Origin of the sequence: Chryseobacterium carnipullorum (assembly GCF_900142785.1) — a bacterium.
Classification (GTDB): Bacteria; Bacteroidota; Bacteroidia; order Flavobacteriales; family Weeksellaceae; genus Chryseobacterium; species Chryseobacterium carnipullorum.
Window position 1 is genome coordinate 46,756 of sequence record NZ_FRCD01000009.1, and the last position, 15,780, is coordinate 62,535.

The 15,780-nt window shown below is 38.4% G+C and carries 13 protein-coding genes; 9 read left to right on the forward strand and 4 right to left on the reverse strand.

The window, feature by feature from the left end; genetic code table 11:
• The first annotated feature begins 28 nt into the window (after positions 1-28).
• Positions 29-1,153, forward strand: coding sequence for a T9SS type A sorting domain-containing protein (locus tag BUC06_RS11380; RefSeq protein ID WP_073333962.1), 1,125 nt, complete (start codon positions 29-31; stop codon positions 1,151-1,153).
• A 289-nt stretch (positions 1,154-1,442) separates the two neighbouring features.
• Here the strand turns inward: BUC06_RS11380 and clpP are convergent, their stop codons facing one another.
• Entirely contained in the window at positions 1,443-2,129 is a 687-nt protein-coding gene (gene clpP / locus BUC06_RS11385; protein WP_073333964.1) for an ATP-dependent Clp endopeptidase proteolytic subunit ClpP, read from the reverse strand.
• A gap of 119 nt (positions 2,130-2,248) precedes the next feature.
• Positions 2,249-4,231, reverse strand: coding sequence for a DNA primase (gene dnaG, locus BUC06_RS11390; protein ID WP_073333967.1), 1,983 nt, complete (start codon positions 4,229-4,231; stop codon positions 2,249-2,251).
• Between the two features lie 129 nt (positions 4,232-4,360).
• Here dnaG and BUC06_RS11395 point away from each other — a divergent pair, with 129 nt between their 5' ends.
• From BUC06_RS11395 to BUC06_RS11430, 8 genes are all read left to right on the forward strand, one after another.
• Positions 4,361-7,330: a T9SS type A sorting domain-containing protein gene (locus BUC06_RS11395; protein WP_073333969.1), complete on the forward strand. Its 2,970-nt coding sequence runs from the start codon at positions 4,361-4,363 to the stop codon at positions 7,328-7,330.
• 136 nt (positions 7,331-7,466) lie between these two features.
• A complete protein-coding gene (gene tsaE, locus BUC06_RS11400) occupies positions 7,467-7,868 on the forward strand; it encodes a tRNA (adenosine(37)-N6)-threonylcarbamoyltransferase complex ATPase subunit type 1 TsaE (protein WP_073333972.1) in 402 nt (133 codons plus the stop codon).
• Positions 7,869-7,937: 69 nt separating this feature from the next.
• Complete coding sequence (locus BUC06_RS11405; protein ID WP_073333976.1) at positions 7,938-9,131, forward strand: alanine dehydrogenase; 1,194 nt, start codon at positions 7,938-7,940, stop codon at positions 9,129-9,131.
• Positions 9,131-9,502 (forward strand): hypothetical protein, encoded by a 372-nt coding sequence (locus BUC06_RS11410; RefSeq protein WP_073333979.1) that lies wholly within the window; start codon positions 9,131-9,133, stop codon positions 9,500-9,502. Before BUC06_RS11405 ends, BUC06_RS11410 begins: the two co-directional genes overlap by 1 nt.
• 51 nt (positions 9,503-9,553) lie before the next feature.
• Entirely contained in the window at positions 9,554-10,327 is a 774-nt protein-coding gene (locus BUC06_RS11415) for a histidine kinase (RefSeq protein ID WP_083564057.1), read from the forward strand.
• Positions 10,302-11,012 (forward strand): LytR/AlgR family response regulator transcription factor, encoded by a 711-nt coding sequence (locus BUC06_RS11420; protein WP_073333982.1) that lies wholly within the window; start codon positions 10,302-10,304, stop codon positions 11,010-11,012. Before BUC06_RS11415 ends, BUC06_RS11420 begins: the two co-directional genes overlap by 26 nt.
• 109 nt (positions 11,013-11,121) lie before the next feature.
• Positions 11,122-11,511, forward strand: a complete 390-nt coding sequence (locus tag BUC06_RS11425; protein ID WP_073333986.1) for a hypothetical protein — start codon at positions 11,122-11,124, stop codon at positions 11,509-11,511.
• Between the two features lie 99 nt (positions 11,512-11,610).
• On the forward strand, positions 11,611-13,890 hold the full coding sequence (locus BUC06_RS11430; protein ID WP_073333988.1) for a cation:proton antiporter: 2,280 nt from the start codon (positions 11,611-11,613) through the stop codon (positions 13,888-13,890).
• A gap of 127 nt (positions 13,891-14,017) precedes the next feature.
• Here BUC06_RS11430 and BUC06_RS11435 read toward each other — a convergent pair whose 3' ends face one another.
• Together BUC06_RS11435 and BUC06_RS11440 are read right to left on the reverse strand one after the other, a co-directional pair.
• Positions 14,018-14,665 (reverse strand): hypothetical protein, encoded by a 648-nt coding sequence (locus tag BUC06_RS11435; RefSeq protein ID WP_073334197.1) that lies wholly within the window; start codon positions 14,663-14,665, stop codon positions 14,018-14,020.
• Positions 14,666-14,921: 256 nt separating this feature from the next.
• A complete protein-coding gene (locus BUC06_RS11440) occupies positions 14,922-15,659 on the reverse strand; it encodes a hypothetical protein (protein WP_073333991.1) in 738 nt (245 codons plus the stop codon).
• Between the last annotated feature and the right edge of the window lie 121 nt (positions 15,660-15,780).

Genomic DNA, 15,780 nt, shown 5'->3' on the forward strand with positions numbered 1-15,780 from the left:
GGGAATAAAACTTTAATTTAATTATATTATGAAAAAGATCTATCTTTTTTTTCTGCTGCTATGTTTGCAGCTATTTTCAGCGCAGTTTACAGAGAATGACATTAAATTCTGGGTAGGAACGGGCTCCAAAAAGGCTTATTTCATCGCCGATTTTAATGACAGTGACAATCCCACATCGTATGCCTGGGGCTATCGTTATGATGCGAATAATCTCACGATGGAAGACCTCATCAATGCTATCGCTGTAGCAGAACCTAAAATAGAAGCAGAAGTTCCTTCTGGTTTTCTTTACAGTTTCAATTACAACCATCACATTCCAAGTCTGGAAGATTACTGGTCTACGTGGTCCGGCCCAACTGCTGAGAATATGAATCTAAATAATGGGGTCAACAATGATCCATTAGTTAATGGAAAATGGTACGGCCTTTCTTTCGGATATGGATTTACCTCTACTACACCACCACTTTCCCATCCTTCGGCTCCAGTGGCTGCTTATCATTCTGCATGGTATAATGCATCGCAGATTACCAACTGGATCGGAACAGGAAGCAATACAAGTCTTATCGTTATCGATTTTGGAACCAGCAGTTCTGCCGGACAAGCTCATTCTTTTGTTTTTGGAATTAAATATAACGGAAGTTTAACCGCTGAACAAGCTCTTCAGCTGATTCATGCACAAGCTCCTTATTTTAATTTTACATCAGGCAGCAACCAGATCAATGCCCTTTCTCTCAATAACTTCACAGGAAATGCATCCGGAACCAATACCTGGAAGCTTTACAAAGGAAAAGACCTTTCAAGCTGGAGAGGACAGACCAATCTTTCTCAGATTCAGTTGGGGAATAACGACTGGCTGGGCCTTAGCTTCGGACAGAGACTGCCATTTACTCCACGAGAAGCTTCGAACCTGACTTTAGGTGTTTCTGAAAGCAGTAAAAAAGAATTCAGGATCTATCCTAATCCTGCAAGTGATTTTATCAGAATAGAAACTGATGAAGATCTTAAAGAAGTGAATATTTATGCCATATCAGGACAGAAAGTATTGACTGGTAATACAGCAAAGATTAATATTCAGGCATTGAAGGCCGGGATTTATTTAGTGGAAATTAAAACATCGAAGAATACGATGGTTCATAAGATGATTAAAAAATAGTTGAAATGCACTTCCAGTAGAGTGTTTTTTTGAACCACCCCGTCAAAAATTCTTTGAATTTTCGCCACCCCTCCATGGGAGGGGAATTGGAGTCGACGAGTTTTTGTAATTATGAAAACCTAAGATTTTCATACAACTTAAGTGACTTTCTTTTCGTACAGCTTTTAAACTTAAAAATAAACTAAAGTGGTAAAAAAGATTTTGTCTCTTTTGTGATTAAGATAAAAATCAAGCAATAAAAAAACGCACCGAAAATTCGGTGCGTTTTTCAATATTCCTGAAAAGGAAATTATTTTTTCTCTGTAGATCTCTGTAAAACTTCGTCTACCATTCCGTAGCCTTTCGCTTCCTCAGAAGTCATCCAGTAGTCTCTGTCTGAAGACTTCTCTACCCACTCATAAGTTTGTCCTGAGTGATGACCGATGATCTCATAAAGCTCCTGCTTTAATTTAAGCATCTCTCTTAAATTGATCTCCATATCTGAAGCTACTCCCTGAGCACCTCCTGAAGGCTGGTGAATCATTACTCTTGAATGCTTAAGCGCTGAACGCTTTCCTTTTTCTCCTGCTACAAGTAATACCGCTCCCATTGAAGCTGCCATTCCTGTACAGATTGTAGCTACGTCCGGTTTGATGATCTGCATTGTGTCATAGATTCCTAACCCTGCATAAACACTTCCTCCCGGAGAGTTGATGTAGATCTGGATATCCTTGGCAGAATCAGAACTTTCCAAGAATAAAAGCTGAGCAGTTACAATGTTGGCCACCTGATCATCAATTCCTGTTCCCAAGAAGATAATTCTATCCATCATCAGACGTGAAAATACGTCCATCTGGGCAACGTTTAATCTTCTTTCTTCCATGATATATGGCGTAAGATTGGTTGGACCATACATTCCCATATACTGATCGGTAGCAAGACCGTTATTTCCTAAATGTTTTACAGAGAAATCTCTGAATTCTTTTTTAATGTCCATATTTCTATTATGTATTATTAAATATTTTTCGAAGTTTAAATTACAACTTTTATTCCTAAAATTTTATAGGACTTTTTGTCAGAGAATTCCGGCCTGATGATCAGCGGTATGTCTGCAATCTATCTTTTTCTATCTACGTAAATACCTTTGATAGGGGAATATTCAATAATATCGCTCAATCTGATGGAGGCCTGTTTCAGCAGGGTAATCTTTTTGATCAGCTCATAATATTTCACTTCATCCGTTTCACTGTACTGGTCCAGCTGTTTTGCAGTTTCTTTAATAAGATAATCAATATATCTGTATTTGTGCAGCAAAACATCTCCCTGAACCTGTTCCGCTATTTTGTCACCATAATTGGGAGGATAAATATTTCTGGAACCCCAGTTTTCCAGTTCATCCAGAGGAATCAGGGCATCTACTACCTTTGAAGTTATTTCTTCATCCATAAAAGCCACAAAAAAGTTTCCGCTTCTCAGTTCATCCTTTTGAATTCCTTCTTTCACCTGGTTAATGATAATTTCATTGCCTTTTACTAAAAAATTATACTGCTCCTCTTCAAAATGCAGAAGGATTTCTTCAATAACGGTAATCTGATATTCTTCGTTTTTATCGTTGGTTCTTTTTAACACAATATCACCAAACATCAGCATGTGATCGACGAGTTTGCTTTCCATAAACAAAACGTCGTAGAGATAAGGATCTTCTTTTTCCTCGTCCAGAGGTACAATTTCAAGCTTAGCCGGAGTTTTCTCTTTTTGTTGCTGAATGTGCTGGGTTTGATTCTGAGTAATCTGTTTCTGAACATCCAACTCGTTGAAAAGACTCTGTTCGGACAATCCGAATTTATTGGAAACCTCTTTCAGATAGACTTCCCTTTTCAGGGCATTCTGTACGAAAGAAACCGATTTTACAATATTCTGGATGGCTTCGGCTTTTTTTATGGGATCATTTCCGGCATCTTTTAAAAGAATATCTGCTTTAAAGTCAATGAAATCGGTCGCTTCATTTTCGATGAACTTTTCTACATAATCCTGCGGATGCTTTCTGGCAAATGAGTCCGGGTCATCACCTTCCGGGAAAAGCAGGACACGAATATTCATTCCCTCTGTCAAAAGCATATCAATACTTCTGAAACTGGCTTTGATTCCTGCATTATCACCATCAAAAAGAATCGTTACATTTTCCGTCAGCCTTTTGATCAGTTTAATCTGCTCGATGGTCAAAGACGTTCCTGAACTGGCCACTACATTTTCGATCCCTGACATATGAAGCGCGATCACATCCATATAGCCTTCTACAAGAAGGCAGTTGTTTTTTCTGGAAATTGCCTGTTTGCTTTGATTTAACCCATAAAGAACATTGGATTTGTGGTAAATCTCTGTTTCCGGTGAGTTAAGGTATTTGGCCGTCTTGACATTATTCTTAAGAATTCTGGCTCCGAAACCTAAAACCCTGCCCGAAAAACTATGAATAGGAAAAATAACTCTTTCTCTGAAACGGTCGATTCCGGACGGTGTGTTTTCAGGAAATATAGAAAGTCCGGATTTTTCAAGAATATCTTTCGTATAGCCTTTTTCCTCGGCGTAAACAGTGAAGGCATTCTTCTTTTCTACGGAATATCCAAGCTGGAATTTTTTGATGATATCATCTTTCAGCTCACGCTCTCTGAAATAGGCCAAACCAATACTTCTCCCTTCTTCCGAATCCCAAAGAATCTCCTGAAAATACGTGTTGGCAACTTCATGAATTTTATACAGCTGATCTTTTTCGGTCTGTGCATGTTTTGCTTCTTCAGAAAACTCACGCTGATCTTCTTCAATTTCGATCCCGTATTTTTTAGCGGCGTGACGAAGGGCTTCAGGATAGGTAAAATTCTCAATCTCCATCAGGAATGAGATGGCGGTTCCTCCTTTACCTGTTGAGAAGTCTTTCCAAATCTGTTTGCTCGGTGAAACGACGAAACTTGGAGATTTTTCATCGTGAAAAGGACTGAGTCCTTTGAAGTTAGACCCTGCTCTTTTCAGCTGCACGTACTCCCCTACTATCTCTTCTACCCGTATCGTTGAAAAAATTTTATCTATGGTCTGTTTGGAAATCATACGGTAAAATTAAATATTTAGTTTGAACAAAAAAACTTCCGCAAAAAGAATGATTTATATCACCGCTCTTATTTAAATCAATTCTAAATAAAATAATATGTTTGCATTGAAAATTTTTAACCATTAAGCATGATTACAACTCAATTCTTTACATTACTCAAACGGGTAAAACCAGGTATGATCGCGGCTTTCGTGCTGTTCGTGTATACTTCTCTGGATGCACAGGTGATCTCATCTTATTCATTCTCACAAAACCAAGGGACTTATATTCCTATTTCCAATTCCACCAATATTGCAAAAGCTACGGCATCTACAGGTTCAGGAGTCCTGGACGACAATGTCTATCCACTGAATACTGTTATTCCATTTTCATTTCCTTTTAACGGAAGTACATTTAATTCTATAAAGGTCCATGCCAACGGATTCATCAGCTTTGGAAGCCCTGTCACCAGTTCTTCCGACCCTATAGGTTCAGGAACTGCCTACGCAGGAGTTGTTTCACCATTGTCTGCTGACCTTCAATCTCTTTTTAATGTAAACGGCCTGACAGGATCGATAGATTATACAGTTGCCGGTAGTGCTCCCAACCGCGAATTTATTGTTCAGTGGAGTCATTTCAGACCTTATTCATCGACAGCAGCTACGTCTACCTCTCATCATGACTGGAATTTCCAGGCGAGACTGCATGAAAACGGAAGTATCAGGTATGTGTACAGCATGGCTTCTCAGGGATCACCCAACGCATCCAGTGCCAAAGTTGGTCTGAGAGGAGCGACCAACAGTGATTATAATAACAGAGCTGCATCAGGAAATGCTTCCAGCAATTGGAATAATACAGTATCAGGAACAAACTCGTCTGCGGGTATCACAACTAACTACAGTTTTCTTCCAACACAGGGTCTGACGTTTACCTGGATTGCCCCCACTGCCTGTATTGTACCTGTATCACAAGCATCTAATTTAGCTTTAACGAATTCAGGAATGATCATTAACGGAACTTTTACAGCCAGCTCTCCTGCAGCGGATAAATATCTTATTCTGAGAAATGCAAACGGAACATCACCTAACGCACCGGCAAACGGAACGGTCTACACTACCGGCGAAAATGCTTCTCTCAATGCTTATGTAGTGTATTACGGATCTAATACAACTTTTGAAAACAATTATAATCACGGAATCCGTGGAAATAATCAGTATACCTATACTGTTTATACTGTGAATTCAAACTGTATGAACGGGCCTTTGTACAATACACAGAATCCTTTAAGCAGTTCTATCATTAGCTGTCCAGCTTCCGTAAATGATATCACGACCTCCAATGTAAACACCAATTCATTTGATATAACATGGTCCGATTCCGAAAACGGAAACGCATTACCCATCAATACGGTTATTGAAGTGGCTTCGGACAGTAATTTTATGTCAATGGTGGCAGGATCACCTTTTACCCTGGGAGCTTCTGCTTTATCTCAGCCTATTTCGGGACTACAACCGAATACTCAATACTTTATCCGTGGAAAAAGAGTAAGTACCCAATGTCAGAGCTCATATTCCGGAACGGTAAGTATTTATACAACCTGTCCGCCCACGTCTTCATTGTACGAAAACTTTGATTCTGTTTCAGGAACAAATAATCTCCCGAATTGCTGGGGTAAAATCCTGACTTCTAATAATGGTTCTACACCTACCATTAGTTTAACAACCACAGAAGCGAACTCATCACCAAACAGTATCAGTTTTTACGGAAACGGAGCGGCCACAACAGAAGCAGCCACGAAAATCATTCTGGTAAGTCCTGAACTGACGAACATCAGCAGCGGAACACACAGGCTTCGTTTCAAGGCAAAAAGAACTTCAGCAGATATAAAAATTCAAATTGTAGCTTTAACAGGAAATACATCTTCTGCGAATGTTGAAATGATTGAAACACTCCCTTTGACCACAACATACCAGGAATATGTGGTTTATCTGAATAATTACTCCGGAGCCGCCAATCATCTGGGAATAAGAAGAGTAGACGGAAGCACGTGGTCGTACATGTATGTTGATGATGTCATCTGGGAGGCAGCACCGAGCTGTACTGAAATTACTTCAGTGACATTAAATGAAGAAACTTATAACGGGGCGACTATTTCGTGGACTAACGTTAACAATCAGGAGCCCGGATCAGGCTATGAATATTTCGTTTCTGCTGTCAATACACCACCCGCAAATACCAACAGCTTTGTAACCTTAGCGTCAGGAACTCATTCTGTGAACCTATCAGGTCTTTCAAACGGCAGTTATAATTTCTGGATCAGAAGGGCATGTTCACCAGGCGAAAAAAGCCCATGGAAAACGGTAGCCTTTTCTACGGTTCCTACTACTCCGGCTCCGTGGAAAGAAGATTTCTCAACCTCAGCTTTCCCACAGGGCTGGACGAATGGAACGAGCCCGCAATCCTTCATATCAGGAACTGACAGAGGCGCAACAGGACATGGAGCTACAACGAACAACTTATATAAAAACCTTTTTGGAAGTACCGCCTCAGGAACATTCAGCACGGTTAATGTAGGACCATTGAATACCTCCAATTATGAACTAAGCTTTTATTACAAGCAAAGCAGTTACAACAGTCCATTTGCACCATTAGCAGCCTGGGGTAACTTTGACGTACAGATTTCCTCAGATTTCGGAGCTACATGGACTACAATAGGAACCGTAAATAATGAACCCGGTACAGGAAATTATATCAAAAAAACATATTCTCTCGCCGCTTATCAAAACCAGTTTGTAAAAGTTAGAATTAATGCCAACAGGACGGCGGGAGATTTTGATCTTTCTTTTGACAATTTTGAAATTAAAGCAGGTAATCTTTCTACTCTTGAAACCGTAAAAGACAAAATAAGAATCTACCCTAATCCTGCGGTATCTTTTGTCAGGATTGATTCTAAAGAGAAAGTAAAATCTTTTGAACTGTATATGATCTCCGGACAGATTATAAAAACAGGAGGTCAGGTACAGGAAGTAGCTCTCGAAAATTTAGTTTCGGGACTTTATATTCTTAGGGTAGCACTCGATAATGGTCAGACTGTTATCCATAAGATCATTAAACAGTAGTTTTTGTATGATTAATTGATAAGCCCGGCTGAAAGATACTTTCAGCCGGTTTTTTAGGGTCAAATCTTAAAGAGTATTTTAGGTGAAATCATGAACTATTGACAATAATTATATAATTTAGAATTAAATTTGCAGCATGAAAATACAGTCCTTACATGAATGGCAGGAAGTTGTCGATAAGATCATTCCTGACTTAAAGCATAACATCCTTCTTTTAAAAGGAAACCTTGGCGCAGGCAAAACGACATTCACTCAGTTTCTTCTCAAAAATCTGGGAAGTCAGGATGAAGTCAACTCTCCCACCTACTCTATTGTCAACGAATACACTACGCCTGAAGGAAAGATTTACCACTTTGATCTTTACCGTTTAAAAAACATCGAAGAAGTCTATGATATCGGGATTGAAGAATACCTGGATCATGCGTTTCTATGCATCATAGAATGGCCGGAAGTATACGAAGAAGAACTATACGGGCTTAAGTACCACACAATGAGCATCGTGAATACAGGGGATGAAAGAGAAATTTCATTCGAGTAAATATTATGTATCTTTGCTTCATAAATTCAATTGAAAACAACAACCTGTAAGACATAATTTATTTAAAGAATGAGTACTACAAATATTTTTACTCCTTTTACTGAAGAAGAATTGATGCCGAAAGAAGAAAAGTTGGAGGTTATAAAGAAAGGAAAGCAGTTCAGTATTGGAATTCCTAAGGAGACCTGTCTTAACGAAAGGAGAACGTGCATTACTCCCGATGCAGTACAGGTACTGGTAGAACACGGCCATGAACTCATTATAGAAGCAGGTGCCGGAGAAGGTTCTTTTTTTACAGATTTACAGTATTCTGAATCCGGAGCAAAGATCACCAATGATCCTAAAGAAGCATTCGGGCAGGATCTTATTCTTAAAATTAATCCTCCTACAGAAGATGAGATTGATTATATGAAACCTAATACCTATCTGGTTTCAGCTCTTCAGATCAACCTTAGGGATAAGGATTATTTCCTCAAGTTGGCGGAAAGAAAGATCAATGCCATCGCTTTTGAATTTATTGTTGACGAGTACAAACAGCTTGCTCTGGTAAGACTGGTCGGCGAAATTGCAGGAACAGTGTCTGTCTTGTATGCATCTGAACTTCTCGCCTTGTCAAACGGCTTAATGCTGGGTGGTATTACGGGTGTGAGACCTGCAGAAGTTGTTATTTTAGGTGCCGGAATTGTGGGAGAATTTGCCACAAAAGCAGCTATCGGACTTGGAGCCAGCGTAAGGGTTTTTGATAACTCACTCTCAAAACTGAGAAGACTCCATACTCTTGTAGACAGCAGGGTTCCGACCTCTATTATTGATCCGAAAGAATTAAGCAAAGCATTACGACGTGCAGATGTAGTGATCGGGGCACTTCCAAGATTAAATATGACCCCTATCGTTACCGAAGAAATGGTCGCGAAAATGAAGAAGGGAAGCGTAATTATTGATATTACCATAGACAACGGTAAAGTGATCGAAACATCCGAGCTAACAACGATGGAGGATCCTTATATCATCAAACACGGTGTTATCCATTGCGGACTTCCGAATCTTACCTCAAGAATGCCGAGAACTACCACAAAAGCAATTTCCAATTTCTTCCTTTCCTATATTCTGAATTATGATGAAGAAGGCGGTTTTGAAAATATGCTGATCCGCAAAAATGAAATGAAGCAAAGTCTGTATATGTATAAAGGAAGACATACCAAAAAAGTGATATGCGACCGTTTCGGACTTACTTACCATGATATCAATCTTTTAATTTTCTAATGAAAAAGTTTAAATTCTTTTTAATAGGCCTTGTTCCGGGGCTGATTCTTGTATTTTTTATTTTAAACAAAAAAGGCGCGAGCTGCAGCGGATATCTTCCCAACAGCCGTGTGATCGCAGAAACTCTGTCTAAAGAGTTCAAGTACTCTGAAGACGTCAAAAACGGAATGAGCACTTATAAAATTGATGAGAAATTTATAAAAGACAGTATCATTACCAACGGAAAAGTAGATTTCGACAGAAGTCATGCCCAGAAAAAGCCCTGTCCAGACTATGTTATCATCTATCCTGAAAAAAATCCTTCTTATGAGATCACTTTTGAAAAGTGTGAAGAAACCGTTAATATAAACAGTCTTAAAAAACTTAAATAATCCTGAAGATCTTTTACTACATTTGTTTACAGATCATTAACCGTTATTTTTATGGAAGGCAATTACTACATGATCCACGATTATCTGATATTCATTGGAGTTTTTGCTATTTTCTTTCTGCTCACAGTCAGTATCTATCTGTTCAGTCAGAACAGCAGCTTCAGGCAGAAAAATACAAGGCTGTCTGAAACCAATAAGATCATTGAACAGAAGCTGAATGAAGTTCAGCTGGAACATATCGGCACAAAACTGAATCCCCATCTGTTTAAGAATATTCTGAATTCTGTGCAGTCGCACGCCTACCAGACTTATATGTCTCTGGATAAGCTGGCGAATGTCCTGGATTATATTTTATACGAAAGCAATAATAAATTTGTAAGTCCGAAAGAGGAACTGAATTTTGCTTTAAGCCTTATTGAGATCAATAAAATAAAGATCAACCCTCTTTTTGATTTCAGAATCAAGTCCAAAATCAATAAGTCTGATGCGGTGTATGAAGAAAAGGTTTTTGCTCCGCTGATCTCTGTTGACCTTATTGAAAATGCCTTTAAACATACAGATTTTCTCGCTCAGGACTCTTTTATCTCGATCCATCTGGAACTTGAAGACCGTATTTTCACCATGAAAGTCAGCAACAAATCTTCTTTAAAGAATATTCTGGAAAAGGAAAACAGCGGTTTTGGAAGCCAGTCCCTTGATCAAAGGCTTAAAATGATTTACAGCAATCATTACCAGCTTGAGAAAAATTCGAAAAACGGTATCTTCACCGCAGAATTAAAAATCAATTTAGGAGAATTCTATGATAAAATGCGTTATTCTCGATGATGAACTACTGGCGATCAGCTATTTAAAACTTCTATGCGAACAGATCGAAAATGTAGAAGTGGTAAAGGCATTCAATGATCCTAAAATTTTTCTAAGTGAAATAGATAACATCGACTGTAATCTGTGCATTCTTGATATTGAGATGCCGGGAATGACCGGACTTCAGGTAGCAGAAATTATTTCCGGTTCCAAAAAGATCATCTTCACCACCGCTTATAAAGAATATGCAGCAGAAGCTTTTGATCTGAATGTGGTAGACTATGTAAGAAAACCGATCAAAAAAGAAAGGCTGATCCAGGCCTTCGAAAAAGCAAAAGAACTGGTAGACATTTCCCATAAAAAAGATCTGATTGAATGGAATACCAATATCGGAAGGACCGTTATTTTTACAGAACAGATTGCTTACATTAAAACATCGGAGATCGACAGCCGTGACAAAGATATTATTCTGAACGACGGAACAACCATTGTCCTTAAAAATCTCAGTTTTAAAACACTTCTTGAAATGCTTCCTTCCAAAGATTTTGCCCAGGTGAATAAAAAAGAGATCATCGCTCTGGCATCCATCAAAGTATTTTCTACCAACGAAATCATTACAACTATTCAGATGGAAAGCGATCATTTTCTTAAGCTCCAGATCGGAGAAGCTTATAAACACTCACTGATGGAACTGTTCGGAAAGTAGATCTTTCAGACGTTTGCGGTTTCACTGCAAAATACAATGGTTTCATTACATCCTTCCCTTTTGACCCATCAATCCTGTGTATTTTTGCTGCAGATTAAATGATTTTATAATGAAAAATTGTGTGTATGCAGCAGGAATTCTCATATCCGGACTTTGCTTTTCTCAGGAAACAGGTTCAAAGGTGAAAGCCTCCTTTTTTGATGGAGTTGTAGTGGCCGGATATGTAGATCATGGAGCTTTTATCAACTTTACAGGCCCGAATATCAGCTTTACCCATAAAGGTCTGAAACTTATCGCCGGAATGCTTCCTTCGCTGCGGATCAAAGAAGATCATTCTCCGGGAACAAAAAACAGTCCGATCACCCCAAACCTGGGCGCAGGTCTTACCGTAGTGTACAAAAAGATCGCTCTTCAGATACCGGTTTATTACAATACAAAAACATCTGCAGAAAACGGAGCCTGGAAAGCAGGACTTGGACTAGGCTATTCTTTCAGATAGACTTTTATTACATTTTTTAGAACATTTATTACATTTTAGAAAGAAGGGTATTTAACATCAATATATTCTCATCAACTTTGCATTAAAATATTAGGAATCATGAACTGGGGAAAATACAGAAATTTAATTTTTTACATTCTGACCATTGCCTTTTTTTCCTGCCTGATGTACTTCTTCATCATAGAAGGACAGACGCTGGAGATCGGAGAAAATATCGTTAGAAAAACCAATACTGGCTCTACCTGGGAGAATTTTCAGGAATCTTTTAAAGCCAACCTCCACCATCCGCTGGCATTGCTTCTTGCACAGATTGTCACCATTATTCTGGTCGCAAGACTTTTCGGATGGATCTGTATGAAAATCAAACAACCTACGGTAATTGGTGAAATGATTGCTGGGATCGTTTTGGGGCCATCACTACTTGGGATGTACTTTCCTGAATTTTCCGCTTCTCTTTTTCAGAAAGAATCTTTAGGTAACTTACAATTTCTGAGTCAGATAGGCCTTATCCTCTTTATGTATATTGTAGGAATGGAGCTGGATCTGAGTGTATTAAGAAAAAAAGCTCACGATGCAGTAGTGATTAGTCATGCGAGTATCATTATTCCTTTCGCACTAGGAATCGGTCTTTCTTACTATGTATATCAGGAATTTGCACCCGAAGGCATCCAGTTTACATCATTTGCCTTGTTCATTGCTATTTCAATGAGTATTACGGCATTTCCGGTATTGGCCAGAATTGTTCAGGAGCGAAATCTTCAGAAAACCAAGCTGGGAACTATTGTTATTACCTGTGCAGCAGCTGATGATATTACAGCATGGTGTATCCTTGCCGCTGTAATAGCCATTGTAAAAGCAGGATCTTTCACCAGTTCCATCTATGTGATCATTATGGCTATTGCCTACGTATTTTTAATGATTAAGATCGTGAGACCATTTTTAAAAAGAATCGGTGATCTTCAGGCGGGCAAAAAAACCATCAGCAAACCAATGGTCGCTATTTTCTTCCTGACCCTGATCCTTTCTGCCTATGCTACTGAAGTCATTGGTATCCATGCATTATTCGGAGCGTTTATGGCCGGAGCTATCATGCCGGAAAATGCAAAATTCCGAACCCTTTTCATCGATAAGGTTGAAGATGTTGCTTTAGTCCTTCTCCTTCCGTTATTCTTTGTCTTTACAGGTCTCCGTACGCAAATCGGATTACTGAATGATGGTCATTTGTGGATGACGGCAGGATTTATCATTTTAACGGCTGTCACAGGAAAATTCATAGGAAGTGCACTCACTGCAAGGTTTGTAGGAATCAACTGGAAAGAAAGTTTAACGATTGGTGCATTGATGAATACAAGAGGATTAATGGAGCTTATCGTCCTGAATATCGGGTATGATCTGGGCGTGTTAAGCCCGGAGATTTTTGCGATGCTGGTTATTATGGCTTTGTTTACCACATTTATGACGGGGCCTGCTTTAGACTTTATTAATTTTATTTTTAAATCTAAAAAAAGCGACGAAGAAATGCATGATGGTCATGATTCCAAATACCGCGTATTGCTTTCTTTTGACAAACCGGAATCCGGAAGCACGCTTCTGAAGCTGGCTCACGATTTTACCAATAAAATGAACGGCAATAAAAGCATCACTGCGATGAATATTGCTCCCGTGGACGAAATGCACGCTTATGATATCGATGAATATGAAGATGCGCAGTTCAAAAACGTCATCGAAACATCACACGATCTGAAACTGGAAGTCACGACCCTTTTCAAAGCGTCTACTGATATTCAAAACGATCTTGCAGGGATTTCAAATAAAGGAAATTATGATCTTCTCCTGATTATGCTTGGGAAGTCAATGTATGAAGGAAGCTTACTGGGAAGATTGCTTGGGTTCACCACCAAAATTATCAATCCTGAAAAACTTCTGAATACGGTAAAAGGGAAAGGAAATATTTTCAACAATTCTCCTTTTGACGATTTTACGCTTCAGATCCTAGATAAGACCCAAATTCCGGTAGGTATTATGGTAGAAAAAGATTTCAAATCAGCGGATAAAGTATTTGTCCCTATTTTTAACCTGAGCGATTTCTATCTGCTGGAGTATGCGAAAAGACTGATCAACAATAACAATTCACAAATTATTATCCTGGATGCTGCCGGACAGATCCGTCATAATATCGAAGTGAAAGAGTTGATCAGAAGTATTGAACAGGTAGCCCCGAATCACATCACTTTATATAACGAGAAAAAGATCGAGAAAGAATTCCTGAACTCACAGGATCTGATGTTGGTCAGCAGCAAAAGCTGGAAAAACCTGATCGACAGTAAGAGCCTTTGGCTGTCTGATATTCCTTCGACATTGATTATCTCGAACCCATAGAATTAATGTAACACTGTAGCAGTATAACAATGTAACAATAGAATAATCCCAAGGTATTATAATAGATATTTGTAGTATCCGGCTTGATTAAATGATTGATAAACTGGTACATTGTTATATTGTTACATTATTTTTCCTTCCTGAGTTTTAGAAGTTTTTGAAATGTCTCAGAAATTCTTTTCTGCTCTCCTTCAATATAATCACTGCTGAAAGGTGCACCACAATCCAGACTATTGGTTACATGAAGCAGTTTTTCTTTTTCAAAATAATTTCTGTTTTCCTCAATTTCTGATTTTTTAAAGTCAAAAGTTTCGGTATCATTATTTTCTTTCATGGCCTTTACATCATAATACAGCGGCCGGTTGTAGGTATATATTTTCTCAAAAACAAACGATAGATTTCCATTAAGAAGATAATATTCGGTAAGTACCTGCCCCATTTCACCATAAAGTCTTGCCGATATCTTTTCCAAACGCCCCTTCTGCTCATAAAATACAGCTTCCCCGCCTTCTGTGGATTCTCCTTCTATGTCTCTCTTTGTAATGGAACTCCATTTTGTAATAGAATTGATCCTTTTAAAATTGGCACGGATTGGTTTCAGCCTGTCTGTTAAATATTCGTTGACGACAATATCATTTTCCCTGAATGATTCTTTGATCTTTATCGTATCAGATGTAGAAAGCTGCCTATTTCCAGTTTCGGTTGTGAAAGTTCCCGCATTACTCCACTGTATGGCAGCAATTACTACCAGTAAAGGATAAAAACAATTCTTCATGATCATTGTATTTTGCTGTGATATTAATTTACTGTTCTATAATAAAGCTAGTTAATCTTCATGATAACGTACTCCGTATCACTTAAAAACTGGAATTACTATCTTTGGAGAGATACGATAAGTAAGCTTCCATTCTCGCGAAGATCACACTGGTATTCTAATAATGATTAACAATATCTAACTTTTGAGGAAAGCCTATTGGCTTTTATTTTTCCAGAAGTGATTCAATAATTTTGTTTTGTGTTAATTCAAGAATCTATTTCACTTTAAGAAAAGTTCCTTCCAACGTTGCATTCATTCCAAACTCACAATCTGATGTTTGCACAGACGGAACCTGTGTAATGGATAAAAATCCATTATAAAAGGTCGCGACGAATGAACATGATTTGTTGACATCAATTGTAAACTGATTATTTTTAATCATCACCTCTCCCGATGCATCTGCAATATTTCTGCCCGGAGCCCCCGTTACAGAACCAATGTCATAGGAATACATCTGATCTTTCAGCTTTTTAATCGTGATACTTCCCTGATAACCGTTTTCTCCATATTGATACGTATACGTTCCTTCAAAACGATCAGACGGAACAGGTGCAAATATTTCCGGTTTCGGATGTACTTTAGTCTGGATATCAAGTGTCATGGGATAAACTGTTTCAGACTTTGTGGAAGACCATGATCCAGATAATTTTCCATTTTTTAAGACCGCATCAATAATCCCACTGATATTCCCATCGTTTTCAAATTCCTCCAAATGATAATGGTTTTCGGAATCCACCGTTCCTATTATTTTAATGGTTTTTTTTTCTTTAGTTTTTACATATCTGATGTTCCCTAAAACGACATTCTTTGAAACACTTACGGTTAGTTCAACAGGGATTTTTTGGTTGACAAGACCGCTAAAACTATAATTCGCGTCTGTATTCTTTTGCTGAGCGTGACAGATGCCTGTGGCAAAGCATATCATGAAGGTTACTTTTTTCAGATAGTTCATATTATTTAGATTTAATGATCAAGTGGATACGATTCAGTGAAGTTATTTTTTTTAAAAAAAAGCTTCGTCATACAAAAGTACAAAAAGACGACTATTACAATGCTCTTCTACCAGAAAAAGC